At 65.2% G+C, this 26,810-nt stretch carries 27 protein-coding genes and 1 pseudogene; 11 read left to right on the top strand and 17 right to left on the bottom strand.

Going from position 1 to position 26,810, the window contains the following annotated elements; genetic code table 11:
* Nucleotides 1–257: 257 nt before the first annotated feature.
* From QFZ36_RS17940 to QFZ36_RS17920, 5 genes are all read right to left on the bottom strand, one after another.
* Nucleotides 258–1,409 (bottom strand): CaiB/BaiF CoA transferase family protein, encoded by a 1,152-nt coding sequence (locus QFZ36_RS17940; protein ID WP_306638372.1) that lies wholly within the window; start codon nt 1,407–1,409, stop codon nt 258–260.
* The gene (locus QFZ36_RS17935) at nt 1,406–1,963 is read right to left on the bottom strand and encodes a cupin domain-containing protein (protein WP_306638370.1); all 558 of its coding nucleotides are present in this window, start codon (nt 1,961–1,963) and stop codon (nt 1,406–1,408) included. Before QFZ36_RS17935 ends, QFZ36_RS17940 begins: the two co-directional genes overlap by 4 nt.
* On the bottom strand, nt 1,960–3,051 hold the full coding sequence (locus QFZ36_RS17930; protein ID WP_306638368.1) for an alcohol dehydrogenase catalytic domain-containing protein: 1,092 nt from the start codon (nt 3,049–3,051) through the stop codon (nt 1,960–1,962). The genes QFZ36_RS17935 and QFZ36_RS17930 overlap by 4 nt, the downstream gene beginning before the upstream one ends.
* Nucleotides 3,048–4,061: an MBL fold metallo-hydrolase gene (locus tag QFZ36_RS17925; protein ID WP_306638366.1), complete on the bottom strand. Its 1,014-nt coding sequence runs from the start codon at nt 4,059–4,061 to the stop codon at nt 3,048–3,050. The genes QFZ36_RS17930 and QFZ36_RS17925 overlap by 4 nt, the downstream gene beginning before the upstream one ends.
* A 118-nt stretch (nt 4,062–4,179) precedes the next feature.
* Nucleotides 4,180–5,559 carry an MFS transporter gene (locus QFZ36_RS17920; protein ID WP_306638364.1) on the bottom strand — a complete coding sequence of 460 codons (1,380 nt, stop codon included), beginning with the start codon at nt 5,557–5,559 and terminating at the stop codon, nt 4,180–4,182.
* Between the two features lie 358 nt (nt 5,560–5,917).
* Here QFZ36_RS17920 and QFZ36_RS17915 point away from each other — a divergent pair, with 358 nt between their 5' ends.
* Together QFZ36_RS17915 and QFZ36_RS17910 are read left to right on the top strand one after the other, a co-directional pair.
* Nucleotides 5,918–6,583 carry a GntR family transcriptional regulator gene (locus tag QFZ36_RS17915; RefSeq protein WP_306638363.1) on the top strand — a complete coding sequence of 222 codons (666 nt, stop codon included), beginning with the start codon at nt 5,918–5,920 and terminating at the stop codon, nt 6,581–6,583.
* Nucleotides 6,576–7,412, top strand: coding sequence for an HpcH/HpaI aldolase/citrate lyase family protein (locus tag QFZ36_RS17910; RefSeq protein ID WP_306638362.1), 837 nt, complete (start codon nt 6,576–6,578; stop codon nt 7,410–7,412). The genes QFZ36_RS17915 and QFZ36_RS17910 overlap by 8 nt, the downstream gene beginning before the upstream one ends.
* Nucleotides 7,413–7,469: 57 nt before the next feature.
* Here the strand turns inward: QFZ36_RS17910 and QFZ36_RS17905 are convergent, their stop codons facing one another.
* Nucleotides 7,470–7,805, bottom strand: coding sequence for a cupin domain-containing protein (locus QFZ36_RS17905; RefSeq protein ID WP_306638360.1), 336 nt, complete (start codon nt 7,803–7,805; stop codon nt 7,470–7,472).
* Between the two features lie 115 nt (nt 7,806–7,920).
* On the opposite strand from QFZ36_RS17905, the gene QFZ36_RS17900 reads away from it, so the two are divergent.
* From QFZ36_RS17900 to QFZ36_RS17885, 4 genes are all read left to right on the top strand, one after another.
* On the top strand, nt 7,921–8,793 hold the full coding sequence (locus QFZ36_RS17900) for an alpha/beta fold hydrolase (protein WP_306638359.1): 873 nt from the start codon (nt 7,921–7,923) through the stop codon (nt 8,791–8,793).
* Between the two features lie 75 nt (nt 8,794–8,868).
* Entirely contained in the window at nt 8,869–10,545 is a 1,677-nt protein-coding gene (locus tag QFZ36_RS17895; protein WP_306638357.1) for an FAD-binding dehydrogenase, read from the top strand.
* Nucleotides 10,546–10,593: 48 nt separating this feature from the next.
* Nucleotides 10,594–11,892 carry a hemolysin family protein gene (locus QFZ36_RS17890; RefSeq protein WP_306638355.1) on the top strand — a complete coding sequence of 433 codons (1,299 nt, stop codon included), beginning with the start codon at nt 10,594–10,596 and terminating at the stop codon, nt 11,890–11,892.
* A 119-nt stretch (nt 11,893–12,011) separates the two neighbouring features.
* A complete protein-coding gene (locus tag QFZ36_RS17885) occupies nt 12,012–12,746 on the top strand; it encodes a hypothetical protein (RefSeq protein ID WP_306638353.1) in 735 nt (244 codons plus the stop codon).
* 247 nt (nt 12,747–12,993) lie between these two features.
* Here the strand turns inward: QFZ36_RS17885 and QFZ36_RS17880 are convergent, their stop codons facing one another.
* The 5 genes and pseudogenes from QFZ36_RS17880 to QFZ36_RS20960 form a co-directional block, all read right to left on the bottom strand.
* Complete coding sequence (locus tag QFZ36_RS17880) at nt 12,994–13,689, bottom strand: excalibur calcium-binding domain-containing protein (protein ID WP_306638352.1); 696 nt, start codon at nt 13,687–13,689, stop codon at nt 12,994–12,996.
* Nucleotides 13,690–13,753: 64 nt separating this feature from the next.
* Nucleotides 13,754–14,743, bottom strand: coding sequence for a GmrSD restriction endonuclease domain-containing protein (locus QFZ36_RS17875; RefSeq protein WP_306638350.1), 990 nt, complete (start codon nt 14,741–14,743; stop codon nt 13,754–13,756).
* A gap of 406 nt (nt 14,744–15,149) precedes the next feature.
* The gene (locus QFZ36_RS17870; protein ID WP_306638348.1) at nt 15,150–15,530 is read right to left on the bottom strand and encodes a VOC family protein; all 381 of its coding nucleotides are present in this window, start codon (nt 15,528–15,530) and stop codon (nt 15,150–15,152) included.
* Nucleotides 15,531–15,750: 220 nt separating this feature from the next.
* Nucleotides 15,751–16,263 (bottom strand): mycothiol transferase, encoded by a 513-nt coding sequence (locus QFZ36_RS17865; RefSeq protein ID WP_306638347.1) that lies wholly within the window; start codon nt 16,261–16,263, stop codon nt 15,751–15,753.
* A 260-nt stretch (nt 16,264–16,523) separates the two neighbouring features.
* Nucleotides 16,524–16,865 (bottom strand): annotated as a pseudogene (locus QFZ36_RS20960) (iron chaperone); the annotation flags it as partial.
* A 135-nt stretch (nt 16,866–17,000) separates the two neighbouring features.
* On the opposite strand from QFZ36_RS20960, the gene QFZ36_RS17855 reads away from it, so the two are divergent.
* Nucleotides 17,001–17,402, top strand: a complete 402-nt coding sequence (locus QFZ36_RS17855; RefSeq protein ID WP_306638344.1) for a DUF1801 domain-containing protein — start codon at nt 17,001–17,003, stop codon at nt 17,400–17,402.
* Nucleotides 17,403–17,511: 109 nt separating this feature from the next.
* Here QFZ36_RS17855 and QFZ36_RS17850 read toward each other — a convergent pair whose 3' ends face one another.
* Both QFZ36_RS17850 and QFZ36_RS17845 read right to left on the bottom strand, forming a co-directional pair.
* The gene (locus QFZ36_RS17850) at nt 17,512–19,020 is read right to left on the bottom strand and encodes an HNH endonuclease signature motif containing protein (protein ID WP_306638342.1); all 1,509 of its coding nucleotides are present in this window, start codon (nt 19,018–19,020) and stop codon (nt 17,512–17,514) included.
* 129 nt (nt 19,021–19,149) lie between these two features.
* Complete coding sequence (locus tag QFZ36_RS17845) at nt 19,150–19,689, bottom strand: GNAT family N-acetyltransferase (RefSeq protein WP_306638341.1); 540 nt, start codon at nt 19,687–19,689, stop codon at nt 19,150–19,152.
* Nucleotides 19,690–19,896: 207 nt separating this feature from the next.
* Between QFZ36_RS17845 and QFZ36_RS17840 the strand changes: the two genes are divergently transcribed.
* Both QFZ36_RS17840 and QFZ36_RS17835 read left to right on the top strand, forming a co-directional pair.
* Nucleotides 19,897–20,274, top strand: coding sequence for a MarR family transcriptional regulator (locus tag QFZ36_RS17840; RefSeq protein WP_373427089.1), 378 nt, complete (start codon nt 19,897–19,899; stop codon nt 20,272–20,274).
* Nucleotides 20,271–21,530, top strand: coding sequence for an MFS transporter (locus QFZ36_RS17835; protein WP_306638338.1), 1,260 nt, complete (start codon nt 20,271–20,273; stop codon nt 21,528–21,530). Before QFZ36_RS17840 ends, QFZ36_RS17835 begins: the two co-directional genes overlap by 4 nt.
* A gap of 18 nt (nt 21,531–21,548) precedes the next feature.
* On the opposite strand, the gene QFZ36_RS17830 is transcribed toward QFZ36_RS17835, so the two are convergent.
* Nucleotides 21,549–22,016: an SRPBCC family protein gene (locus QFZ36_RS17830; RefSeq protein WP_306638336.1), complete on the bottom strand. Its 468-nt coding sequence runs from the start codon at nt 22,014–22,016 to the stop codon at nt 21,549–21,551.
* A gap of 41 nt (nt 22,017–22,057) precedes the next feature.
* A complete protein-coding gene (locus tag QFZ36_RS17825) occupies nt 22,058–22,987 on the bottom strand; it encodes a 2-hydroxyacid dehydrogenase (protein WP_306638334.1) in 930 nt (309 codons plus the stop codon).
* A gap of 117 nt (nt 22,988–23,104) precedes the next feature.
* On the opposite strand from QFZ36_RS17825, the gene QFZ36_RS17820 reads away from it, so the two are divergent.
* Nucleotides 23,105–24,331, top strand: a complete 1,227-nt coding sequence (locus QFZ36_RS17820) for a mechanosensitive ion channel family protein (RefSeq protein ID WP_306638333.1) — start codon at nt 23,105–23,107, stop codon at nt 24,329–24,331.
* A gap of 40 nt (nt 24,332–24,371) precedes the next feature.
* A complete protein-coding gene (locus QFZ36_RS17815; protein WP_306638332.1) occupies nt 24,372–25,124 on the top strand; it encodes an ArsR/SmtB family transcription factor in 753 nt (250 codons plus the stop codon).
* A 57-nt stretch (nt 25,125–25,181) separates the two neighbouring features.
* Here QFZ36_RS17815 and QFZ36_RS17810 read toward each other — a convergent pair whose 3' ends face one another.
* Together QFZ36_RS17810 and QFZ36_RS17805 are read right to left on the bottom strand one after the other, a co-directional pair.
* Nucleotides 25,182–25,397 (bottom strand): hypothetical protein, encoded by a 216-nt coding sequence (locus QFZ36_RS17810; RefSeq protein WP_306638331.1) that lies wholly within the window; start codon nt 25,395–25,397, stop codon nt 25,182–25,184.
* 36 nt (nt 25,398–25,433) lie between these two features.
* Nucleotides 25,434–26,795, bottom strand: coding sequence for an MFS transporter (locus tag QFZ36_RS17805; protein ID WP_306638330.1), 1,362 nt, complete (start codon nt 26,793–26,795; stop codon nt 25,434–25,436).
* Nucleotides 26,796–26,810: the final 15 nt, after the last annotated feature.

The raw sequence follows: 26,810 nt of genomic DNA, 5'->3' as shown, positions 1-26,810 counted from the left end.
CTGCGCTGCTTGAGGGCGGACCGCTGGGCGTGGAGGGCTTGGTCGAGACGCTTGATTGGCATGCTCGGAGTATACGATGGCTGGCTTAGCAACCCCGAGTCAACCTCCACTACGCCGTCATGGAAGTTGGCTCACCTGCTCGCGGAGAGAGTCCGTGGCATGGAGGAGCCAGCCCCTGCCAGGCGCCGGCTGATGGCCGTCACTGACCCCTTCCCACGGGCTGCCAAGTGAGCCGAATGTCCTAGCGAACGCAGCCGCTAGGCGGACACGCGCTCCTCTTCGAGCCAGCCGAGGATGGCTTCGGTATCGGCGCCGACAGCGGGAACTGGCTCCAGCCTGGGTGTCCAACCCGCTGATTCGACGACGGGGAGAAAGGCGTTGACGGTTCCCGCCTCCGTTTCCACGGTTCCGATCCGGTTCCGCGCCAAGAGCTGGGGATGCTGATCCAGGTCCGCCACATCGTTCATCCTGCCTTGGGCTATTCCTGCCCGGTCCAAAGCCTCTGCCACCTCCTGGACAGGCCGCGTCCCGAGCCGTTCGTCAATGAGCCGGTCAAGGTCAACGCGGTTGGCGATCCGGTTGCTGACACTGTCGAACCTCGAATCCGTTGCGAGCTCGGGGTTAGCCAGCACTGAGGTACAGAAGCGTTCCCACTCGCGTTCGTTCTGGACCGCGATCAGGAGGGACCCGTCCAGGCACGACACCGGACCGTAAGGGGCGATTGATGCGTGATGTGCTCCTGCCCGGACCGGGCGGCTTCCCCCGTATCGCGCATAGTAGTACGGGAAACCCATCCACTCCGCGAGGGAGTCCAGGAGGGATACCGACAGCTGGCGGCCCTTTCCCGTGACTTCCCGTTCATAGAGAGCGCTGAGGATTCCGCTGTAGGTGTACATGCCCGCGGCGATGTCAGCGATGGATATGCCCGCTTTGGCGGGTTCATCCTCGGTACCCGTGACGGAGAGGAAACCGGCTTCGGCCTGGATCAGCAGGTCGTACGCCTTCTTGTCGCCAAGCGGGCCGCCCCTGCCGTATCCGCTGAGGCTGCATGTGATCAGTTGCGGGAACTCCTCACACAACTCTTCGGGAACAAATCCGAGCCGTTCAAGCGCTCCGGGAGCAAGGTTCTGGACAAAGACGTCGGCTTTGGAGATCAGGCGGCGCAGCGTCTCCTGGCCGCTTTCCGTCTTGAGGTCCAGGACGATGGACTTCTTGTTCCGGTTAAGCCAGACAAAGTGGCTGGAGAGGCCGTCGACGGTCTCGTCATAGTCCCTTGCGAAATCCCCTCTTCCGGGCCGTTCGACTTTGATGACGGTGGCACCCAGGTCGGCCAATTGGCGTGTGGCGAAGGGCACCGCCACGGCCTGTTCGAGGGCAACGACTGTGATTCCTGTCAGTGGCAGCGTCATCGGACCGGGCTTTCGTCGTGGTGGTACCTGCCTTCGGCGTCCGTGGTGGCGCCGGGGACGGGGATGCCCCAGAACTTCGAGCGCAGGTCCTGGTGGACGGCCGGTGTATTCACCGCAAAGATCTCGAAATCTTCCTCGTTTTCAGCCGGGTTGAACACTTCATGCCGCACTCCGGTCCTCTGGTGGAAGGTGTCCAGGGGGCCGGCGTCGTAGAGTTCCCCGTCAATCCGGACCTTGCCGTGGCCGGAGATCACCAGGTAGATCTCATCCCCGTAGCCGTGCACGTGTTCCGGGAAGCCATGGCCGGGCTTGATCCTGATCAGGCAGTAATCCATCTGCCGGTTGGGCAGGGCAAGGAAATTGATCGGCAGGTCCGTGGGGCAGCCAGGGAATTCTGCGGTGATGACCGGTTCGCGCAGGTTGCCTTTCGGAGAGAATCCTGCATCGTTGCGGGCCTTCTCGAGGGTGGCGTCGAATTCCCGCGCTTTTTCGGCCAGGGGCCCGGTCAGCCGGGAGAATCCGTTGCCGGTGAAGAAATCTGTGGCGTCGCTCATGACATGGTCCTTTCGGGTTCTTCGGCGAGCAGGAAGCCGCCTTCTTTTAGTGCGCCAGCGGCGGGTTCCACGATGGTCCGGCCGGGGATGCGGCCGGGCGCCCCGAACGTGGCGAGGGCGTGGTCGACGTCGTCAAGGCCGATGACCTGCCCGATCATGGTGTCGACGTCGATGAGGCCGCGGCTCATGAAGCCAAGCACGTCTTCGATCTCGTTTTTGTCGAAGGCGTAGGAGCCCATGACGGTTTTTTCCTCACGGACCATGGTGCTTCCGTCCGCCGTGTTCCAGGAGTGGGGGCTGTGGCCTACCACCACCACCCGGCCTCCGCGGTCCACTGCCTGGGTGGCTGCCTGGACGGTCTCGGGACGGCCGACGAAGTCGAAGGCGTGGACAGCGCCTCCGGTCACGGCCCAGGCCGGATGGTTCCCGTCCTCCATCGCGCTGGCGGGAATGCTGTGGGTGGCTCCCAGGCTCATTGCCAGTTCAAGTGCTTTCGCATCTGCGTCCACGGCAATGATGGGGTAGGCGCCCCGGATTTTCAGCAGCTGCACGGCGCTAAGACCCAGTCCACCCACCCCGACCACGATGCAGCCCTCCCCCGCCTGCACCTGGGCGCGTTTGGAGATTGCGTGGAGGGAGGTGGCGAAGGCGTCAGTGGCGAGGGCTGCATGGCGGAAGGGAACTGCGCCTGGAATGTGGATGAGGTTCCGGGCGGGCACCACCATGTACTCCGCAAACCCGCCGTCGCGTACCACGCCGAGCCCTTCCCTGCTGAGGCAGAGGGAGGTCCGGCCTGACACGCAGTACCGGCACTGTCCGCACGTGATCAGGAAATTCACCGCGACGCGGGTACCGATTTCCACGCCGGCGGCGCCGGGCCCCGTTTCGCAAACGGTGCCCGCTACCTCATGTCCGAGGATGCGCGGATAGTGCGGCAACGGCGTCCGGCCGTTGAGGATGTGGGCGTCGGAGCCGCACAGGCCGGCGGCCTCGACGCGGATCAGTACCTCTTCACCGGTTGGCCGGGGGACGGGAACCTCATCCACTTGGACGCCACTGCCGGCCTGGTGCAGGCGAACCGCTTTCATTTCCGGGTTGCTCCTTCACGCGCTTCGGCGTCGAGGTCCACGGCGAGGGTGGGACCTGCCTGGAGGGATACTGCCGAACCTGTGACGTTCAGGAGGAAACGGCCCGGGATCGCCCGGGCGATATCCATGATCGCCTCCATGCCGGTGCAGTGGCTGGGTGCAATCACTTCAACGTCAAGGTCCTTCAGCGCCTGAATGGTCTTTTCCGTCTTGGCTTTCGGTGAGCCCGGGAAGCCCAGGTGGAATCCGCCGAAGGCACCAATGACCCGTTCGACGCCGGTGATCCGCTTCGCGTAATTGATCGTGTTGATGATGCCTGCATGGCTGCACCCGGCGAGGACGATGATGCCGTCCCCCAGCTGGATGACCAGGGCCTGGTCGTCCGGGACGACGTCCGCCTCCACCTTGCCCTCCCGGACGTGCAACAGCGCGTTGGGGGCGGAAAGGTCCGTGGGCGGAACCTCGAAGTCGGTCTCCCGGGGAATCGGGCCGGTTGCGATGAGTCCTGGCCCAATTTCCAGCGGCTGGGTGTGCTCCACCAGCATGCCGCCGCGGGAAGTCACCGATTCCTTGGTCAGCCCGTAGTTGAAGTACGGGGCCACCTGGCCTGAGGCGAGCCGAAGGTAGCGTGGGGCGAACGCGTCAGGGTGGACGGAGATCGGCAACGGTGCCTCCCGCGCGTCGAGCAGTCCTTGCAGTCCCCCATAGTGGTCCGGGTGCCCGTGGCTGAGGACGACGTGGTCCAGCTCGTTGGCGGCGAGGTGAAGCGTCGAGAGGTTGTGCAGCAGGACATTTGCGGACATGCCGGTATCGAACAGTGCCCGGTAGGTGTACCTGCCCCAGCTGACCTCCACGTGCAGCGCAATTCCATTTTCGCCCAGCACGCACTGCGTCTTGGGATCGAAGTGGTGGGCCAACCCCGTGCGGGTCACGTTGGGAAGGTCCGCAAGCAGCATGTCGACATGGTTGTCGGTCACCATCGTCAGCTTTACCCGGTCAACTCCAGGCATATTCAACTCCTAGTTATGTATGTGAACTCGTAGCGGCATGTGGTGCCTGGTCCCCCGGGTCATCCCTTTCCCTGCCTTGCAGCAGGAGAAGGGATGACCGGGGTTGGTTGGGTTGCGTTTACTGTGCGGGAATTGACTGCACAGGGGACCTGCGGGAGCTGGGGCCCTGGCCCTCGGTGTCTTCGTTGAAACGCTCGTCGCTGGCCTGATGTGCGTCAGAACGGAAGTATTTGGAGTAGTAGACCGCTGTGAGGCTGACCAGAGCCATGACCACCATGAACGTCGCGATCGGCCACCAGTGTCCGGACCAGGCGAACAGTGCCGTGGCGAGAAGTGGTGCGGTGCCGCCGAGCAGCGCACCGCTGACTTCGCGGGCGAAAGCGACGCCCGAGTAGCGGATGGCCGGAGGGAACAGTTCGGTCAGGAAGGCGGCCTGGGCGGCCATGGAGGTGGCCACCGCTCCCACGAAGCAGACGACCAGTGCCAGCAGGATCAGAACAGGTTGGCGGGTATCGATGAGCATGAACATGGGGAATGCCCACGCTGCACCAAAGGCAGCTCCGAAGAGGAACAGCTTCCGGCGTCCCACTTTGTCCCCGAGGCGCCCGAAGAGCGGCATGAATGCGGCACCGCCGAGCAGGAGCGCGGCGTTGATGCCAAGGGCAAGGGCGGCGGCGAGACCCAGGTTATTGGTCAGGTAGCTCAGCGCCCAGACCTGGGGGATGTATGCGAATCCTGACAGGACAAAGTTCGATCCCAGGGCAACCAGCAGCCGGCGCTTCTCGGTGCGGAAGAGTCGGACCAGGGGAATGCGCTCAATCTCCTTGCCTTGCTTCGCCTTCTCGAACGAGCGGGTTTCGTTGACCTTGCGCCGGATGTACATGCTGATGAGCAGCATCACGAGGCTGAGGATGAACGGAATCCGCCAGCCCCAGGTGTAGAAAGCGTCGCCGGTCATGGAGAGCACCGCTTGGAAGGACAGGAGGCCGAGGGCCGAACCGATCCACACTCCCGCGCCCGACCAGGACGCATAGAAGCCGCGGCGGGTCGACGGCGCCGACTCCGAGGAAAGGATGACGGCTCCGGCGTATTCCGCTCCGGCTCCGAGGCCCTGGGCGATCCGAAGCAGCACCAGCAGCAGTGGAGCCCCCAAGCCGATAACGTCGTAACCCGGCAGGACACCGATGAGCGCCGTGCTGATACCCATGATGGTCAGCGTGGCGATCATCACGGGTTTACGGCCGATCTTGTCACCGAGATGCCCGAACACCATGCCACCGAACGGGCGGGCAAAATACCCGACGGCGAATGTTGCGAAAGCGGCCAGCAGGCCGGCTGCGGGGTCGGTGGTCCCGAAGAAGTAGGTCTTGAAAATCAAGGCCGCTGCGGCACCGTAGAGGGCGAAGTCATACCATTCGACAAGGCTGCCGACGGCGGAGGCTGCGGCCGCGCGCCGGGCCTCGCGCTCAGCCGCCGGGGACTGGATTTTCGAATCCATTGTTGCTCCTTTGCACGTGGATTTGGTCTTGCCGGCCGTCTTTCCGGCCGGCGAGGTTTGCCGCGTCTTCTCAGTGCTGGACTTCTGGCGCTGGTCCCGACGCGAACGGGAGGTGCCGGCAGGGGAACTGGAGTGATCCTTACCTTCGGCTGTGAGTCTCACCCGGGATGACCTACCGCTTTGCCGCGGAACACCTACCGGCCGGCCCTTGTTGACTCCTGCCATCTACGTTCGCAAAGAAAATGCACAGCGTCAAGGGATAATCGATAATCTTCCAAAAGAATGCATTCTTTGCTAGGCTGAGGCATAGTTCAGGCTAGTCTGGGGAGTACGTCCAGTGAGGTGAAGGAGCAGCAGCGTGGCAACCAAGAGAGATCTGATCGCGGCCGAATTGCGCCGGCAGATCAGCACCGGCGAACTCGCCCGGGGGGCCCGCGTGCCCCAAAGCCAGTTGGCTTCGAAATTTTCTACGAGTATCACTCCCGTACGCGAAGCCCTTGGTCTTCTCGAGGCAGAGGGCGTCCTGGTGGCAGAACCACATCACGGTGTCCGTGTTGCAACTGCGAACCTCGCCCAGGTCAAGACGGTGTACCTCATGCGGCAACTGGCCGAACCGTATGCCATGCAGCGGGCCGTGTGGAATATGAGCCGGAGGGATCTTCAAGAGGCCACAGAGCTTTTCGAGGACATGGAGCAATCAGAAAACGCCGGGGACAAGCCGGCATTTAACGAGGCCAACCGGAAGTTCCACTTCGCCTTTTACGACCGGTGCGGGGATGACGGGCTCCGGACGGAGATCGCGATGCTGTGGCAGCGCTACCCTTGGGACCTGCTGCAGGTTATCGAACACCGGGCCCCCGATTCACACGAGGAACACCGCCGGATTCTTGACGCCGCACGGGCTGGAAACCTTCAACTTGTAGCCGGCGCCACACGCGACCACCTCAAGCACGGGTATCTGGCCCTCGCCGCCCGGTTATCCGATGAACCCCAGCTGGACCCTTTCCCGGTAAACGATGATTAGGACAGCCACGAGCAACGCCTCGTTCCTCTACGTCCCCGCGGACCAATCCAGGCTCATGGCTAAAGCAAAAAGTCGCCGCGGAGCCATCATTCTGGACCTGGAGGACAGCGTTGCCCCCTCCCGCAAGGAAGAGGCACTTGCCGCAGCCGTAGCCTTCCTGAACGGCGATGCCCTAAATGCCGAAGTTTGGGTCCGGATCAACCCGGGTGCAGCAGGATTACACGAAGCGGAACTCCTTACTGAATGCCCCAACCTCACCGGGCTCTGGATCCCCAAGGCCGAGGAGCCCGCCTATGTCCAAGACATTGCCGGCAGGGTCAGCGACACTCCCGGTGGTGGCCCCGCCCTCGGTCTGCTCATCGAAAGCGCCCGGGGAGTCCTCGCATTGGCCGAGCTTCTGAGCCTGCCCGAAACCCAACAGGTGCAACTGGGCGAAATCGATCTGGCCGCTGACCTTCGGCACGCCGCTTCAGGCCCCGAAAACATGACCTGGTTCCGCCACTGGCTCATAACACACGCAGCTGCCGCGGGCCTTCCCCAGCCGGTCGGTCCGGTGGACGCCGACTACACCAACCTTGCCGGCTTCAAGGCCTCCTGCCTTAGCTTTCGGGACATCGGGTTTGGAAGCCGCGCCTGCATCCACCCCGCACAGGCCGACATCGCGGAGCAGGTTTTTGGTACGAGCGCCGAAGACCTCGCCGCCGCACATGCCCTTCTCGACCAGTACGAAGCCGCGCTCAGGGAAAACCGCGGAGCCCTCGGCGATGGCAGCGGGTCAATGATCGACGCCGCAAGCGTCCGGTCGGCCCGCCGCCTCACCGGACGCTAAATCGCCTTTCCGGGCCTGGGAAATATATGGGCGCCGGTATCCCCGGGCGTCGCTGCCCTACCGGTCCAGCTTCACCGCGGTGAACAGCACAGCCGAGTCCTCCTCCGCCTCCAAACTGTGCATCCCCTCCGGGACGATCAGGAGGTCCCCGGCCTTGCCCTGCCACGCCTCTCCGCCGGCCTTCAGCCAGACCGATCCCTTGATCACGAAGACCGTGGCCTCGCCGGGGTTCAAGTGTTCGCTGAGCTGGGTGCCGGCCCGGAAGGCCATGACGGTTTGCCGCAGTGTCTTTTCGTGGCCGCCGAATACGGTATCCGAAGCACGCCCGCTGGATCCGGATACGGCTGCTTCAAGCTGCTGACGGGCCAGGGCATCAATCGATATCTTCTGCATGAGGACACCGTACCCACCACGCACTACCGCTGCCATAACCCTAGTGTTCGGGCCGGGCGAAGCCCGAGAGCTCCAGCAAGGTACCGCCGTTGGCTAAATGGCTTAGGCTTTGCCGATGGACAGGTGGAAGGAAAGGCGGCGGATTGTCCCGTCCCACGGGGCGGCACTGGCGGTTTTTGAATATGGTCCGGACCCGGCACCCGGTATCCCCACCCTGCTCCTGGTCCACGGCTACCCGGATGACCACCGCGTGTACGTTCCGCTGATTCGCGAATTGGCGGCAACATGCCACGTGATTGCTTATGACACCCGAAATGCAGGATCTTCTTCTGTGACCGGCGGCCACGGGAGCTTCGTGCTGCAAGCCCTGGTGGATGATTTGTATGCAGTGCTGGCCGCGACGCAGGCCTCGCCGGTTCACCTCGTGGGCCACGACTGGGGGTCTATCCAGGCCTGGGCAGCGGTCCAAGACCCTCGTGCCGCCGGGAGGATCAGCCGTTTTACGAGCGTGTCGGGACCGGACCTGCGGCATTTCTCCTGTTGGATGCGTCAAGGCGTTCGCCACCCGCGGGGCTGGGCCCAACTGTTGGGACAACTCCGGCGCAGCCTGTACGTTGCCTTCTTCCAGATCCCGTTGCTGCCGGAAGCATTCTGGCGTTTCTTCCTCACCGGCTGGTACGAGCGGGCTGCCGGGCGCACGGTAGGTAAAGACCCTATCCGGGGTCTCGCTCTCTACCGGGCAAACTTCCATATCGAACGCCAACCGCCGCTTCCGGTATCGATTCCTGTCCATGTGGTGGTTCCAGTTAAGGACCCGTTCCTTTCCCCCCGCCTCATTGACGGTCTGGAGAATTGGGTGTCCAAGCTGACCGTGACAAAAGTAAATGCAGGGCACTGGTGGCCGGAAACACACACCTCCGACTTTGCAACGTTGTTGCAGCAAGAACACGACAACGACGGGGACATTGACAGGGTTAAGACGGGCTAAGACAGGCGCAGGATATCGGACGCTGGCGGTAGGCTCCGTGTGAGAAAGAATCACCACCCGCCGGAGGGGCATCGGATGGACGCGGACGTCATCATCATCGGCGGCGGCCTGGCCGGGCTGGCGGCCAGCAATGAGCTGGCCAGGGCCGGCAAGCGGGTGGCCATCCTTGACCAGGAGAACGCGGCCAACCTGGGCGGCCAGGCGTTCTGGTCCCTCGGCGGCCTGTTCCTGGTGAATACCCCCATGCAGCGCCGTCTCCGCGTGAAGGATTCCTTCGAGCTGGCCTGGCAGGACTGGCAGGGCTCCGCCCAATGGGACCGGCTCGACGGCGAGCATCCCGAAGACGAATGGGCGCAGCAGTGGGGACGCGCCTACGTCGAGTTCGCCGCCGGCGAGAAACGCAGCTGGCTGCAGGAGCAGGGCATCAAGTTCACTCCGCTGGTGGGCTGGGCCGAGCGCGGCGACGGCAGGGCCGGCGGACACGGCAACTCCGTCCCGCGGTTCCACGTTCCGTGGGGAACCGGCACCGGCATCTCCGAACCCTTCGCCAACAAGGCCCGGGCCGCGGCGGAATCGGGGCTGGTCAGGTTCTTCTTCCGGCACCGTGTAGACGGGTTAACGTTCGACGGCGGCACGGTCACCGGGGTGCACGGCACCGTCCTGGCACCCGACTCTGCGCCGCGGGGCGTCGCCTCCAGCCGGGACAAGGTTGGGGACTTCGAGCTCCACGCCCAGGCCGTGGTCATCGCGTCGGGAGGGATCGGCGGCAACCACGAGCAGGTGCGCAAATGGTGGCCGGAACGCCTCGGCACCCCGCCGGCGAAAATGATCACGGGAGTGCCACAGCATGTGGACGGCCGCATGCTGGACATCGCAGACGAGGCCGGTGTCCGGCTGGTCAACCGCGACCGGATGTGGCACTACACCGAAGGCATCCAGAACTGGAACCCCATCTGGCCGGACCATGCCATCCGGATCCTCCCCGGACCGTCGTCCCTGTGGTTCGACGCCCTGGGCCGCCGGTTCCCTGCGCCCGCCCTGCCGGGCTACGACACCCTCGGCACGCTCAAGCGTCTGCGGACCACTCCGGACCTGCAGCAGTACAGCCACTCCTGGTTCATCCTCACCCAGAAGATCATCGAAAAGGAGTTTGCCCTCTCCGGCTCCGAGCAGAACCCGGACATCACCAACCGGGACCTGAAACTGCTGCTCCGCACCCGGCTGGGCCGCGGCGCCGCGGCCCCCATCGAGGCGTTCAAGGACCATGGGGCCGACTTTGTGGTCGCCGGCAACCTGGCGGACCTGGTCAAAGGCATGAACGCCCTCACCGACAAGCCATTGTTGGACTTCCAGCAACTTCGCCGCCAGATCGGGGAACGCGACGCGGAAATCCAGAACCCTTACTCCAAAGACGCCCAAGGGACCGGCATCCACAACAGCCGCCGCTACCTTGGAGACAGGCTCTTCCGAACCGTCAAGCCGCACCGGATCCTGGACCCGGCGGCCGGTCCCCTGATCGCCGTGCGGCTGCATGTTGTCACCCGAAAAACCCTCGGCGGCGTCCAGACGAACCTTGCCGGCCAGGCGCTCGGCCAGGACGGCTGCCCGATCCCGGGGCTTTACGCGGCGGGCGAGGCAGCAGGGTTCGGGGGCGGGGGCGCCCACGGCTACAACGCACTGGAGGGAACCTTCCTGGGCGGCTGCCTCTTTACGGGCAGGACCGCAGGACGTTCGCTTGCCAGCGCTCTGTAGTTACCGGTAGCCGGTAACTACAGCCCAACCTTTCGGTAGTGTCTGATCATGAACAGCGACACCCTGGTCAATTTCCTGTTGGTCCTCTTCTTTGTGCTGCTCGGCGGAGTCTTCTCCGGCACCGAAATGGCGCTGGTGTCCCTTCGCGAAAGCCAGGTGCGCCGGATGGAGAAGTCGGGAAAAAGCGGCGCCCGGATCGCTGCGCTGGCAGGAAACCCCAACAGATTCCTCTCAACGGTCCAGATCGGCGTGACCCTGTCCGGCTTCTTCTCGGCGGCCTACGGTGCGTCCACTATCGCGCCCGACGTCGAACCTCTCCTGCGGGGCATCGGCTTCGGCGCTGCGGCCGAACCTGCCTCCTTCATCGGCATGACCCTCCTGGTGGCCTACCTCTCCCTGGTGCTGGGCGAGCTGGTGCCCAAGAGGCTCGCCATGCAAAGCGCCGTCGGCTTTACCAAAGTCCTTGGCCCTCCCCTGCATGTCCTTTCCGAGATCATGCGCCCCGCCGTGTGGCTGCTGTCCGCGTCCACGGACGCCGTCGTCAGACTCTTCGGCGGCGACCCTCACGCCAAGCAGGAGAGCGTCACCTCGGAGGAACTGTGGGACATGGTGGCGGAGAGCGAGGCGTTGGAGGAACACAGCCGGAGCATCCTGACCGATGTCTTCGGTGCCGGGGAGCGCTTACTGCAGGAGGTGATGCGGCCCCGCACCGAGGTCACCTTCATCAGCGGCAGTCTCACCATCGCCGCCGCCCGCAGCAAGGTCCGTGACGGCCCGTACTCGCGCTATCCCGTGATGGACAAGACGCCCGACGACGTCATCGGCTTCATCCACATCCGTGATCTCATGCCCCGGGACGCGGAGTACGACGCCGGCCTGGTGCGGGACATCGTCCGCGGGATCCTCCCGCTGCCGGGAACCAACAAGGTGGTCCCGTCACTGTCGCGCATGCGCAGGCAGGGCCAGCACATCGCGCTGGTGGTGGACGAATACGGCGGCACGGACGGCATCGTCACCCTGGAGGACCTGGTGGAGGAGCTCGTGGGCGAGATCTATGACGAGTACGACGCCGGCACGGACCCGGAGGACCACGTGACCAAAGCCAACGGTTCAGTCGACGTCGACGGCGGCTTGATCCTTCAGGAGTTCGCCTCGGCATCCGGTATTGAACTGCCCGAAGGGCACTACGAAACCGTGGCCGGCTACGTCATCGACCGTCTGGGCCGGTTGCCCCGGATCGGCGACAGTGTGGGCGTGGGAGGACATCTGCTGACCGTGACGGCGATGGACCGGCTGCGCATCGCACGGATCCATGTGACGCCCGTGGACGGACAGCCGCAGGACTGACTACCGGTCCTCGAGAACGGTCTTGAGGTTGGCCAGCTCGGCCGTTCGCCCGGACGCCGATGAAAGGGCGTCCCGGCGTAGACTGAGCCCCACCCCCTCAAGGCGGAGGCAACAAGCCCATGAACAGCATTCGAGAACAGGTCCTCGAAGCCGAACAGCATGCCGAACTTGGGCCCGGAGACGATGAGCGGTTTTCGGGGTACGGCGTGATGGGCCTGACCTTCAGTTCCGGCCATGTCCTGGCGCTGCGGCGGTTCCCCGTGACCAGCGTCGGCCCCGGCTACACCTCAGTCTGGCTGCGCCGGCCCTCGGGTTCCTGGAGCATCTACGCCGATGCCCCGGCGGAGGTTTCCTGTGCCCGTTACTTTGGCGCCGCCTTGGAGAAAACCGTTGAATGCCGCGTAGCCGTCACCTGGACTGCCGACAACAGCTTCAGGGTGGAAGTCGGCGGGGAGGTGGACCTGGTATGGGAGCTTGACCTGGAGGCAACTCCCATGACGCAGGCCATGACGGCAGCCCTCAGCTCCATGCCCGGCTCCCTCCTGGCGAGCAAGTCATTCCTGAAAGCCATGGGTGCCGCGGCAGGACCTGCGTTGCGGGCGGGCCGGCTGGGACTGACAGGCACTGTGCCGAACCGGCAGGGATTTCGCGCCAAACCCCGCCGGATGTGGTTCATCTCCCGAACCTCGGCCACCCTTGGCGGCGAGGACCTGGGGAGCCGGCAGCCCTTGCGGGTCCAGACCCGGCTGGGTGATTTCTGGATCCCCCAGCGCGGCATCTTCGTGATCGGCTCGTCCTCCTTTGACCGGTTCGATCCCGCCCGCCACGTTGCGGCGAGCGCCAAGTCGACCTGAAAAGACCCTCCCTCAGAGCTTGAGCTCGGATGCATGATCCGCATCTGGTCCCAGGTCCGTTCAAACGCGGCAATATTCACCGAAGACACGTGGGCTGCTACTGGGCAAGGTCCAGCCGGCCGTCGATGCCATCCGTTCGGAAACCACGACGGCGGCCAGGGACGCTGAACCCAGTTACACACTGAAAAGCCCTGGATACCTTCGAACGGGAAGGTATCCAGGGCTTTCCTGGCTTTCAAAGACGGGGCTATTCGCAGGCAACGCCGTCTTTGTCGCGGTCAAGAGCAGCCCGGTAGCCAGCCTGTCCGGCGTAAAGCGGGGCGGCACCCGCGTTTCTGGCATCCGCGCAGCTGCCGTAGTACGCCGAGGCCGGTGCGGGGGCAACGGGTGCAGCAGGAGCCGGTGCGGGCTTCGCTGCCTGCTGGGCGGCCTGCGCAGCAGCTGCCGCCTGTTGTGCGGCTGCCTGGTCGGCGGCCGCCTGATCAGCTGCCACCTTGTCAGCAGCGGCCTTGTCAGCAGCGGCTTTCTCAGCGGCAGCCTTCTCGGCTGCGGCCTGCTCAGCGGCAGCCTTCTCGGCAGCGGCTTTCTCTGCCGCTGCCTTTTCCTCAGCCAGCTTTTCGAGGGACTTGACGCCGAGGTGCACGGTGGAACCCTTTGCCGCCTGCGCACCGTCTGCGGGGTCTTGAGTTACCACCTGCCAGTTCTTCTTCGAAACAATCATCTTGCCGTCGACGCTGTCCACAGCCTCGACCTTAAACCCGAGATCCTCCAGCTGATCACTGGCTTTGTCCAGCGTCACAGCTGTCACGCCTGGCACGTTGACCGTTTCAACAACCGCAGCAACAGCCGTTGCAGTCTCCGTCGGCTGCACTGCCGCCTGTTTGCCACCGCATCCAGTCAGCATCAGACCGGTCAGGACAACTAATGCGAGCGTCTTTTTCACTTTTCCCCCTAGGAATGTTTGTGATGGTGATACAGATGGGGCGTGAAAGCCCCAAGATTGTGGGTCAGCTTTCGCAGGCGACGCCGTCCAGATCGCGGTCCAGCCCCGCCCGGTAGCCTGCCTGCCCCGCAAGGATCGGCGCCGCCCCGGCAGCTTTTGCCGCCGCGCAGTTCGCGTAGAAGACATCGGCAGGTGCGGGTGCGGGCGCAGCCGGAGCAGGGACAGCGGGTGCCGCAGCAGCCGGAGCCGGTGCCGCAGAAACAGGTGCCGCCACGACTGGAGCAGGCTCCGCGGCCGGCGCTGGAGACGATGCAGCAGCAGGCGCCTGCTGGTTCGTGGGTGCTGGCTGACCGCTGCATCCGGCGAGGATGTTCGCCATCGCGTCGTGCTCCGCCTGGGTAATCCAGAGGCTGTACGCGGCCTTCACCGAAATCTGGCGCGCAACGTACTCGCACCGGAAGCCCTTGTTCGGCGGCAGCCAGGTGGCGGCGTCGCCGTCGCTCTTTTTCTGGTTGGTGGGGCCGTCCGTCGCCTGCAGGTTCAGCGGATCGTTGGCGAAGGCCGTCCGCTGTTCAGTGGTCAGCTGCTGCGCGCCCTTCTGCCAGGCGTCGCTCAGGGCCACAACATGGTCGATCTGGACGGCGGTGCTGGTCCCGTTCCCCCGCAGGAAGCTGATGGTGGCGCCCGTGTACGGGTCCGCGAGTGTTCCGGTCTGCACCTTGCAGGGAACGCTGTTGGTGTACGTGATGGCGGTCAGGTCGCGCTTGAGAATGTCATTCCGCGTGTCGCAGCCGTTGCGGTCAACGTCCAGCCATGCCTGCCCGAACAGCTCCCGGTCATAACCTGTCTTGGGTGCCCGGCCCTTGATGGGAAGAGTTGCCAGCAGGTCGATCGCCTTGGTGGCGAAGTCAGGCCGGACTGCCGCGGCGGCGCCATGTGCCACGCTACTGGAAGTTCCGGGGTCCAGCGGCTCCCCCGTCTCCGGGACTCCGGGAGCGGCCGGCGGCGCCGGCGCCGCTTCGGCAGTTGCGGCCGCCAAGGCCGGGGTAGCCATAGCCGTGCTGGCTGAAGCGGCAGTCTCCAGATCCCCGGACAGCGCCCGAGGCAAGGCGACAGCACCGCCGGTCAAAAGGGCCAACGAAACCCCGAGGGCGAGTGCTCCCGACCTCCGTGGCTGCTTTGGTCCCGGCGCTGACCCCGGCAGCCTCCCAAACTTTGACAATGTTCCCCCATAAAAAAGGCCCGGCAATAAGCCGGGCCCTTTTACTCAAGCCGCTTTGGTTATGGCTGGGAGCCTATTCGCCAAGATGAGGGTAGAAGCCGGAATTCGGACAAACCTGAGGCAACTTTGATGTTCCCTTGATCCAACCTTGAGGATCCTTGTCGCACAGGAACCCGTGCCTGTAACAATTCCGGCAAAGCCCGCGCGGGCACATGCCCGCCCGGGCTTTTGCAAGGGACTACGCCCGCTGGACGAGGTTGAGGATGTTGCCCTCGCTGTCCAGGAACCAGGAAGCTTTCCCCCAGTCACTGGTGGCAATGCCGTTTTCCGTCTTCAGGCCGGGAAAATCGTAGTCTTCGAACGTGACGCCGCGGCCGCGCAGGTCCTGCATTTCCTGCTCGAGGTTGTCCACTTCCCACCCCATCTGGGTGTTCTTGGCCGACCCCGCATTGTCCGTCTGGTAGAGGAGGAAGCCTGTCCCCTTGCCGCAGGTGTACATCAGGCTGTCATCTTCCATGGAACCGGATGGTTCGATGCCCAACTTGTCCCGGTAAAAATCCCTCGCCCTGTTGATGTCCTTGGCCGGAAGGACAGCCATAGTTGCTGAATCCTTGAGCATAATAATTCCTTTGCGCCTTCTTATCGCGGTGATGGCGATGCTCTCCCCGATGGCAGTCCCGGAACGTCTCTGTCCGGGGCCGCGTGGCCGTCCACTCCGCCTTGCTGTGGGCGGCTACCTGGGACCCTGCGACGCCCCGCCAGCCATCACCGGCGCGAGGGGTCCCCGAAGCCTATGTGGCCATTATGGAACTGAATTGCCGCTTCGGAAATAGGGAAACTTATTCTCCTGGCGTCCGATGCAGGCCCTTCGCATATGCGGCCTGCCCTACATGCTGGAGGCAGTCAGCAATGGTGCTTACCAGCCGCACACCGAGGGTGACCGGCGGGTTCCATCGGGTGTCCACGACGCGGTCCAACTCCTCATCGCCGAGGCCCTGGAGATACCCGACTGTCTGCTGGTGAACGGCCTCGTAGTACTCCTGCAGCAGTTCCGCGGGCGCCCGCACGGCGTCCACCTGGTCACTTGAGTGCCCGTAGCCGGTGTCCCGGGGTTTGAGCGGCAGGCCGAACCTGCCCACAAAATCCTGGCCCAACCAGACCTGTTCCAGCCCCGCCACATCTGCAACCTGAACATCTTCCACCCTGGCCAGGTGCCAGATCAGCCACGCGATCGAGTTTCCGGTTCCCGCCGGCCGCAGGGCCAGGGACCCGTCGTCGAGCCCCTCAAGGGTGCGTTCCACCGTTTCCCGGATCCTGCCGAACGCGTCCAGCAGCAGTTCGTTCGATCTCATTGTTGCCCCTCTTCGTTTCGGGACCGCGCGGGTGGTTACTGCTGCCCGTCGGCTTCCGTTTCCTTGTCGCGGGCCTGGCGCAGGTGCTGCTCCAGTTTGGCTTCTGCATCCCGGCGGCGGTCACCAATAGAGCGTCCCTGTTCAGTTCCGGGAGCCGGATCTACCGGCTCCGGGAACTGGTCTGCCCCGGTGGTGGGGACGGCGCTGTCCAACTCTTCGCTGTTTTCACCCATACCGGATGGTCTCACAGATGGCGCGTGCTTCCGGATCTCCGCCATCCGCAGCCGGACCATCTCCGCCACCACGTCATCGGGAACGGGATGGTCCGGTGTAAACCGTACTGTGCCCTTGGACAGCGAATAGCCGCCGAGTTGGGGCGCGACGGCGTCCACAACTGCGGGCGAGAACGGGAAGATGGACAGGTGCTGGGCAGCCGCCACCACACCGATCAGGGGTTTGCCGTCCAGCTTCAGGGCCGGCATCCCATAACTCATCCCTTCGACGGCCTCTGGCGCGAAGCTCCGCGCAATCCCGATGACGCGCTGGAGGCAGCCGCGGTCAGGCTCGGACATGGCGGCGAGGGAATCGTCAACGGCACCCATGCGGTCATCCTAGCCCTGCAGAAAAGACCCACGACGGCGGGACGCAGCTTCCAGCGCGGGAAGCGCCCCCTTTCCCTCCCGGCTGGACTGGGGAACCATGGGCCATGGAAACGCTGACGCTCGAAGGAGTACTCGATGACGTACGACAAGGACCCCCGCGTGGACCAGTACATCGATGCGCTTCCGCCATGGCAGCAGGCCATCTGCCGGCAGGTGCGGGACCTCGTCCACGCCGCTGATCCCGAGGTCGAGGAAACGATCAAACGCACCGTCCAGCCCTACTTCGTCCTGCAGGGCAACATCTGCGCGCTGCTCGCGGCGAAGGACCACGTCAACGTGTTCTTGTACGACGGCGGCCTCAGCCCGGACCCGCACCACATCATCACCGGCGGCCACGGCAACAAGACCGGCCGGATGATCTCGTACTACGAAGGCGACGCAATCCAGGAGGATGCGCTGCTCGAGATCTTCGCTGCGATCATCGCGGTCAACCGAGCCGGCGGTTGGCGCAAGGCCAAGGCGGGTTCCGAGGATTGAGCCGGAAGCCCCGGCGGTCGCGTCGCGGCCGGTCCAAACCCCAATGCTTCGAGCCTGCCGAAGCCATGGGTGATTCAGACTGGGCAAACTGCATATGGCTTGGGACGCCTTAGCCGAAAGCGTGCAAGAACCGTTCGAGTCCTTCTTCGCCTGGGGAACTTCCGACGTAGACGAAGTCCGGAGGATCACCGGGTGAGGATCGTGAACGCCCGGCGATTTTCCAAGGCGGCGCCAGTTGCGCGGGCCATTGTGCTGGTTCCCAATCGTGGTGTTCGGCTTTGTAGTGTCGGCCGGTGGGTGAGGTCCAGCCAGGTGGTTCGTCTTTGGTGGCTGCGGTCGACGTCCATCGGGTGGCGTGTTTGAGGCGGTGGTGCTTTGGGCAAAGCTGGGCCAGGTTGCTGATCCCCGTATATCCGCCGTGTTGCCAAGCTTGAAGATGATCCGTGTCGTTGTCCAGGGATGGGTTGTTGCAGCCGGGGAAGGTGCATCTGCCGTCCCGGAGCTGCAGTGCCCTTTTCATGGCTTTGGTGAGCCGGTAGCTGGTGCGGCCGATTTCCAGTGGCGCCCCGTCCCGGGGATCGACGAGCACCCGGTAGAACGAAGCGGCACCATTGGCGGCGAGTTTGCGTGCCATCGATGGCGGGATGGGGCCATAGCTGTCCAGCATTGCCGGGTCGTCGGTCAGGCCCATCAGGGAGAACACCGGAACGGTGACCAGCACTTGGGCGCGGATCGAGGACGACAGCCCCGTATCAATTCCTGCACCCGTAGTGTCACCGGTTCCGGGGTGGACGGCTCCGGGACTGGTTGTGCCGCCGAGGAGCCAGTGAGCACAGAGGTCCGTCCGCAGTTGGGTGAGGGTGCGGGTCTCTTCCGGTCCCTGCAGTTCCCGTGCGGCGGCGGTGAGCTTGTTCCAGATCGCCGAGGCCTGGTCCGCGGGCAGGTGGGCCGAAAGCGTGGCCATCCCGTCCTGCTCCGGCCGGTATTCCACCCGCCGGTCCGCGATGCCCTTGGCGTGGCGTTTTTCGATGGACTCAGGGTGGTGGCGTTCCCGCCAGTTCCTGGCCTTGGCTTTGAACCGGTACGCCGGCAATTCCCCGATCGGGGCGGCCGTAGGCGGCCTGGGCACGTCCGGGTCAAGGAAGTGGGCTTCCAGTGCCGCCGCGCCAGCGGGGTCAAGTGTGGCCGTTTCAGCCACCATGGCGAGGGCATGCTGCCAGGTAATCGTCCCTGCCTGCAGTGCCGAAAGGGTGGGCGGCAACTCCTTGCACAGGGCGTGGGACGCGGCCAGGAATGCACCGGCTGCCCGGGTACCGAGGGCCAGGAGGCAGCCGATTTCCGCGGCGACAGCCATTTCCAGCGACTGCACCGGCGCGTCCGGCCCCGCAATAGCTTGGGCAGTGTCCGCATACTTCACGGCAGCCCGGGCCTTCAAACCCGCGAGCCCGGCCTCCACCACGCGCGCCCCGGCAAGAATGTCCAGGCACCCATCAGCCAGTCCGGCCAGCGGATCAGCATCGGCGAACGGCTCCGAACCACACTCATCCACCTCGGCATTGAGCACAGCAAGAGCGGCCTTGATGTCCTCAAATGCCTTAGCGACCGCCGCTTTCCCCATGAACCCATCATTGCAAGGGGGTCTGACATTCCTCGATCGAGGCCATAGGGCAAGATGTTCCTAGTCCCCCACCCAGGCGGCCGTCCTCAACCACGTGACCGGAAAATCGAGCCGTCGTGGAGGACAGCTTCAGCAGGAGCAGCCTCTACCAGCTCCTGCGGTGGACGTGGAATCCCGCCCGGTCCTGACCATCCGCATTTCCGGCAGGGCCTCCCACTCGGGAGGAAGCAGGCCGCGCCTGCCGTCCGGCTGGAAGCCATGCCTGCGGTAGAAAGCCTGCGCCCGCAGGTTCTCCTCCAGCACCCAGAGGTAAGCCGGCGATTCCCCGATCACGGCACCCATCAGGGCGGCCCCCAGACCGATCCCTTGCGCCCGTGCCAGGAGGTAGATGGAATACAACTCCAGCGGGGCGGGACCGTCCTCGTCGCGTCCCGGACCGGCGTCGGCAAATCCCACCACTGCGTTGTTGGCGTCCAGGGCGAGGATCCGGGGGTCCTGCACGTCCAGGTGATTCCGGCGGCGGGCCACCCGTTCCGGGATCGCGTCCCGGCGGGCGGCGAAAAAGGCCGGCGACAGCAGGTGGGGATAGCACTCCTCGTGCGCCAGCGTGTGCATCAGCACCACGGCTTCGGCATCCTCGGGAGTGGCCTGGCGGAGTACGTAGTCCATGCCCCAGCCTAACCAGTGATGCATCTCAACCTCCCGATCCTTGCCCTTCCTCGACTGCAGCAGCATACTTATTAGCAGGACTAATTAGCATTGCTAAGCATTTACAGGAGGCGCAAAACCACAGTGACCACAACCAACACCGAGAACGGCCCAGCCACGGATTCCATCACCCCCGACACCCTGGCCATCGAACTCCGCACCGCCGTAATGCGCACGTCCCGGAGGCTCCGCGTCGAAGCTACCGGCGACGTCATCACCCCAGGCCAGTACACAGTCCTGGCCCAGCTCAACGGAAGCGGCCCCACCACTCTTCGTGAACTGGCCGAGCGGGAGCACGTGCAGGCACCCTCGATGACCCGCATCGTCAATGCCCTCGCCGACCAGGGCTTCGTGTCCAGGGCCGCGAATCCCGACGACGGCCGCCAGGTCCGTGTGGACGTCACCGACGCCGGACGGGCCGTGCTGGCCGAAGCCCGCAACCAGCGGACAGCCTGGCTCGCCCGGCGCGTGGCGGGACTGAGCGAGGACGACCGGCTGATCCTGAGCCGGGCGGCCCACATCATGCAGGAGATGAGCGGAAAATGAGCGCCATGTTCCGGGCTCTGGAAAACCGCAACTACCGGATCTGGGCCGGCGGAGCGATCGTGTCCAACATCGGGACCTGGATGCAGCGGGTGGCGCAGGACTGGCTGGTCCTGACCGTCCTCACCAACCACTCCGGCGCTGCCCTCGGCATCACCACCGGCCTGCAGTTCCTGCCCATGCTGCTGCTCGGCCCCTACGGCGGAGTACTGGCGGACCGCTACCGCAAGCGCGTCATCCTGCTCTGGACGCAGGTGGCCATGGGCCTCACCGGACTGGTGCTTGGACTCCTTGTGATGACGGGCACCGCTCAACTCTGGCACGCCTACCTGGCCGCCCTCTGCCTTGGCATCGCCGGCGCCATCGATGCGCCGTCACGCCAGGCCTTCGTTTCGGAACTGGTGGGGCAAGACAGGATCTCCAACGCGGTGGCGCTGAACTCCGCATCGTTCAACACCGCCAGGCTCACCGGGCCGGCCATCGCCGGTGTGCTGAGCGCCTGGGTGGGCACCGGACCGGTGTTCCTGCTCAACGCGGCCAGTTTTGCCGCCGTCATCATCTCGCTGTTCCGGATCCGGACCTCCGAACTGGCCCCGGCCGTCCAGGCGACCCGCAGCAAACACCAGGTGGCCGAAGGAGTGCGTTATGTCCGCCAAAGGCCGGACCTGATGCTGATCCTCTTTTTGGTGGGCATCCTGGGGGCCTTCGGCATGAACTTCCCCATCACGAATGCCCTGATGACCACCACCGAGTTCGGGGTGGGACCGGGCGAATTCGGACTCCTCGGCTCCATCATGGCGGTGGGCACACTGGCCGGAGCGCTGCTCGCGGCGCGCAGGGCCGGGCCGCGGCTGCGGTACCTCCTCGGCGGGGCGCTGGGCCTTGGTGCCTTCACGCTCCTGGCCAGTGTGTCGCCGTCGTTCTGGCTCTACGCCGCTGTGCTGATCCCGGTGGGCCTCGCGTCCATCACGTTCCTGAACAGCTGCAACACCAGCATCCAACTCTCGGTGGAACCCCGGTTCCGCGGGCGGGTGCTGGCCCTTTACCTGGCAATCCTGCAGGGCGGAACTGCCATTGGCGCGCCGCTGATGGGATGGATCGGCTCCGAATTCGGTGCGCGCTGGTCAGTGGCGGCCGGCGGTGCTGTGGTCCTGGTGACCGCGCTGTTCGCCGTGATCGTAGTGAGCCGCCGGAGCAGCCTCAGTTTCCGTGAGCATGTCCGGACGGTGCTCCGCAGGAGGCGCGAGCCGGCCGTGTAACCGGCCGGCCTCCGGGGGTCAGCTCTTCCTGGCCGCCACTGCTGCCGACAGCGATTTCAGTCCGCGTTCGAAGTCCGAGCCCACCAGTTTGTCCATGTTCATAAAGAGCGCGAACAGCTTGGCCGCGCCCTTGTTTTCCCCGGTCATCACCCAACTGACTTCGGTGCCGCCCGGCGCCGGGGTGAACGTAAACGAGGTGGGGTTCAGGGCTTTGAACGGCTTGGTGAACTGCAGGCGGACCTTGATTTCGCGGGACGGGACCGACTCAACGATCTCCATGGTGCCGCTGCCGGCTTTGCGGTTGCCGCTCCACTCGTAGCCCGCACCCACGCCTGATTCGCTGCCGAAGTAGCGCCGGCTCATGCCTGGATCCACGGTCTCCCACGGCGACCATGCGGTCCACTCGTGAAAGCTGTTGACCAGCGGAAAAACGTCTTCTGCCGGGGCAGGGATAACCGCGCTGCGGCGGACCTCATAAGTGGACATGGCCCTAAGCATAGGAGCCACGGGTGTTTCTGAGTAGAGGCCTAGCCCGGCGCGCCGCCCAGCACCACGTTCACCGGCTCCTTGCCCTCCAGCAGCAGCCCGATCTGCTTCTTGACCAGCCGGACCATCCTCGGGAACATCGCCGAACTCGCCCCGCCCACGTGCGGAGTAATCAGCACGCCGGGCGTGGTCCACAGCGGATGATCAGCCGGGAGCGGCTCCGGATCGGTGACGTCCAACGCGGCACGCAGCCGGCCCTGCGACGCCTCGGCCAGCAAGGCCTCCGTGTCCGCCACCGGACCGCGGGCCACATTCACCAGCAGCGCCCCGTCCGGCATGGCGGCCAGGAACTTCGCGTCCACCAGGTGCCGGGTCTGCCCGCTGAGGGGAACACTGACCACAACAATGTCGTGCAGCGGCAACTGCTCATACAGCGAATCGATGCCGAAAATCTTTCCGGCCGCGTCCTCGCGTTCGCGGCTGGCCATCCGGGTCACGTCGGTTTCGAACGGCAGCAGCCGGGCCTCGATGGCCTTGCCCACTCCCCCGCAACCCACCAGCAGCACGCGCCGGTCGGCAAGGCTGGGCCGCTGGCTGTTGTCCCACGTCCCGCTGGCCTGGTTCCGCGCAAAGTCCGCCATGCCGCGCTGGCTGGCGATCATCATTCCGAGGGCGAGTTCCGCCGTCGAGGTCTCATGCACTCCCGCCGCATTGGCGAAAACTATGCCGTCAGGCAGTACGTCCGCCACGCCGTCGTACCCGATGGACTGGCTCTGGACCAGCCCGACGTCCAGGCCCTCCAGCGCAACCAGCACACCCGGCTTGCCCATGTACGGCGGCACCAGCAGGTCAATCCGGCCCTCCGGAGCGGGCCCTGCGAGGTCCCACAGGAGAAGTTCGACGCCGGCAGGCGCCCCCAGCGCATCCAGCATTTTCTGATCGGGCAGGGCCACCCGCAACGGTGCGGTCATGCCGCCGCCTCGAGATTCAGGGAGGGATTCATAAGAGCGATCTTAGTGTGGCTGCACACACCACGCCGGGGCCGCGTCGATTTCGGTCCCCCGCCGCATGTTGGTAGAGGTTAATGGATGCAAGACCTACTGAATCCCGCGATGCCCTTCATTGCCGTCACGCTGGCAGTCGCTGCAGGACTCGTCCTGTCCTGGCTGCTGCGCAAACTCGTCCTCCGGCTGAACCGCAAGCGCCCGGAGCTGCAGGCCACCTCCCGGGTGGCCCGCCAGCCGCTGCGGCTGGCACTGTGCCTCATCGGTGTCCGCACCGCGCTGGGGCTGACGGCCGCCAGCGAGGGCTGGCTTCCCGTCGTCGACCATCTCCTCCTGATTACCCTCATCTGCTCCCTGGCCTGGCTGGGGGTGGCGGTGCTGCTGATTGTCGAAGCCGTAGTGCTCCGCCGGTACAGCGTTGACGTGGCTGACAACCGGCGGGCGCGACGGCTCCGCACGCAGATGATCCTGGCCCGGCGGATCGGCGTTGCCCTGGTGGTGGTCCTGGCGGTGGGCTCGGTGATGCTGACGTTCCCCGCCATCCAGGCCCTCGGCGCCGGGCTGCTGGCGTCCGCCGGCGTCATCTCCATCGTCGCCGGCCTCGCGGCGCAGACTTCCCTGGTGAACGTCTTCGCCGGCATGCAGCTGGCCTTCACGGACGCCATCCGGGTGGACGACGTTGTGGTGGTCCAAAAGGAATGGGGCCGGATCGAGGAAATCACGCTCACCTACGTGGTGGTCCACATCTGGGACGACCGGCGCCTCATCCTGCCCTCCACGTACTTCACCACCACGCCGTTCGAAAACTGGACCCGCCGCCAGTCCGAGGTGATGGGCACCGTGGAGTTCGATCTCGACTGGCGCGCTCCAGTGGAGGACATGCGCGCCGAACTGCGCGGGGTCCTCGCCGGCACCGAGCTGTGGGACCAGCGCGTGGGCGTCCTGCAGATCACCGATGCCACCGGCGGCTTCGTCCGCGTGCGGATCCTGGTCAGCGCCGCGGACAGCGCCGCCCTTTTCGACCTGCGCTGCCTCATCCGCGAGGCCATGGTCACCTTCCTTCAGCACCGCCATCCGGAGGCCCTGCCCCAGCAGCGCTGGACCGAGGGAACGTCCGACGGCGGCACCTCCACCCGCAGGCAGCAGCCACTGCGGGGGCTGGGAACCTCCGGCTCACGGGCATCGGCGGACCCTCAGGAGTCCCAGCTGTTCACGGGTTCGATCGAGGCGGTCCAGCGCTCGCGCGCCTTTACCGGCCCCGGGGAGGACGTCTTCCAGGACCGGGACCAGGACCTGGCGTCCCGGAACTGACTCTTGATATGTGACTAAATGGTCACCTATCATGGTTCCTATGGATGCAGTGTTCAAAGCACTCGCGGACCCAACCCGCAGGGAGCTGCTGGACGAGCTCTTCCGCCAGGACGGCCAGACCCTCGGCGCCCTTGAGGGCCGCTTCAACATGACCCGTTTCGGGATCGCCAAGCACCTCAAGATCCTGGAGGAGGCCGGCCTGGTGGTGGCCCGCCGTCGGGGGCGCGAAAAGCTGCACTTCCTGAACCCGGTGCCCATCCGGCTCGTCCACGACCGCTGGGTGAGCAAGTACGCCGAACCATGGGCCGCTGGCCTCAGCGACCTCAAATCCAGATTGGAAAGTCCCATGGAAAAAATCTTCGAGATCTACATCAAGACCACGCCCGAGCGGCTCTGGGAGGCCATCACGGACAGCGGGATCCGCAGCAAGTACCAGTTCGGGAACACCATCGAATCGGACTGGACCCCGGGCGGCCGGTTCGTGATGAACAACGTCAAGGCCGGCGCGCCGCTCGGCGAAGGCGAGAACGTGGAGGTCGATCCGCCCCGGCGGCTCGTCCAGACGATGCGCGCCCTCTGGGGCGAGGACGTCAAGGCCGAGGGAACCTCGAAGATCACGTGGGACATCGAGCCCGTGGGCGATTCCTGCCGCCTCACCGTCACCCACAGTGACCTCCGCGAAGGCGCCAACGAACAGCTCTACGGTGGCTGGCCGATGATCCTCTCCGGCCTGAAGACCTGGCTGGAAACCGGGGAGAAACTCACCACCCCCGGCTCGCTGATGTACACCTGAGCCGGTTGCCGCCGAGGCGGCCCATCGCGTGCAGCATCCTGAAGGGACTGGGGCGCGCTACCCGGCCGGTGGCCGGCCGGTGCCGTCCCATCCCCGGTGCCGCAAGGTGCGGGTGGCCATCAGCGACCCGCCGATAAACAGCACGCCCAGGACCACGGTGGCCACGCCCGCGTAGAACCAGGCACCTCGGCCGAAGATCATCAACGCCGCGCCGAGGATGCACAGCCCTTTCGCGGCGATGTCCAAGTACAGCTGCGCCTTGGGAGAAGCCATATCTCCACGATAAACCCGGTTTCCGGGATGGCCCGCTTACTCCGTCCGCTGCCTCCACAGCAGGAACACACCGAAGGTCACCACGCACAGGACCAGCATCGCCAGGACCATCCGGGCCCAGTTTTCCTGGTGCACGCCGTCGGCAGCGAACACACCGATCATCACGGTGGCGGTAATCGCGCCGACATACCGGCACGTCTGGTAAATGCCCGCCGCAACGCCCCGCTCCTGGGGCCGGGTGGAAACGAACATACCCTGGTTGGTGGCGATGCTCACCGTTCCGTACGGGACGCCCATCAGCGCTGTCAGCACCACTACCAGCGGGATCACCAGGGTGCCGGTCAGCAGCCACATCAGCGCCGCCACCGCTGTGAGGAGGACGACGCCGGCAATCAGCACGCGGCGCACGCCGAACCTTCCCATTGCCTTGACTGCCCAAGGCGTGGCCACCACGGACATCGCGGCGAGCGGCAGCATCAGCAGGCCGACGACGCCGGGGTCGTAGCCGCCTGCCTCCTGCAGCAGCTGGGGCAGGCCGAAGAAAACGAAATAGTAGACACTGCTGAACACCGCGAAGCCCAGGTACACGAGCATCAGCGGCCGGTTGCGGCCCAGCAGCCTCAGGTCCAGGAACGGCCGCTTGAAGCGCAGCTCACGCCAAGCGAACACGGCAGCGATGACCGTGCCGGCCGCCAGCATCCACCAGCGGTATCCCGGCGCCACGTTCAGGGCCGCCATCATCACCAGGAGCAGGGCTGAAACGAAAGCCAGGATCCCGGGGATGTCCGAGTCCCTGACAAGCTCGGCCACGCTGCCATGCTCCCGGGCCTCGTCCTTCGGGGCCGCCTGCCGCACTATCAACAATGCGGCCAGCGCGAGCGGGACGTTGATCAGGAACAATGCTTCCCAGCCCACGAAGCTCACCAGCAAGCCGCCGACCACCGGGCCCACGGCTGCTGCCGAGGTGTTGGCCATTTGCAGCCGGCCCAGCGGCCGGGCGGCGTCAACCTTCGCGCGGTGGGCTATCGCCCCCACCATCACCACAGCGCTGGGATAGGCCGTGGCGGTGCCCAGCGCCATCACGGCCCGGGCCACGCAGAGCAGGGCGAAGTTCGGGGCGAGCGGCGCCAGGGTGCAGGTGACGGCGACCAGTGCCATGCCCAGCATAAACATCTGCCGTGGACCGAACCTGTCGGCCAGCCGGCCCATTACCGGCTGCCCGGCGGCCGAGGCCAGGTAGAAGGAGGTGACCACCCAGGTGACGGCGGCGACGTCGAGCCCGAAGTCGCCGCGGAGCACCACCAATGCCACGGCGATCATCGAGGAGTTGAGGGGGTTCAGTGCCGTGCCCAGGCTGAGGCCGGCGACGGCCAGGGCAGTCCGGGGATTGTTGCTCACGGAAACAGTCTTACC

Origin of the sequence: Pseudarthrobacter siccitolerans (assembly GCF_030823375.1) — a bacterium.
In the GTDB taxonomy this organism is placed as follows: domain Bacteria; phylum Actinomycetota; class Actinomycetes; order Actinomycetales; family Micrococcaceae; genus Arthrobacter; species Arthrobacter siccitolerans_A.
The sequence above is the reverse complement of the archived record's forward strand: the minus strand, read 5'-3'. Positions and strand labels throughout refer to the sequence as shown.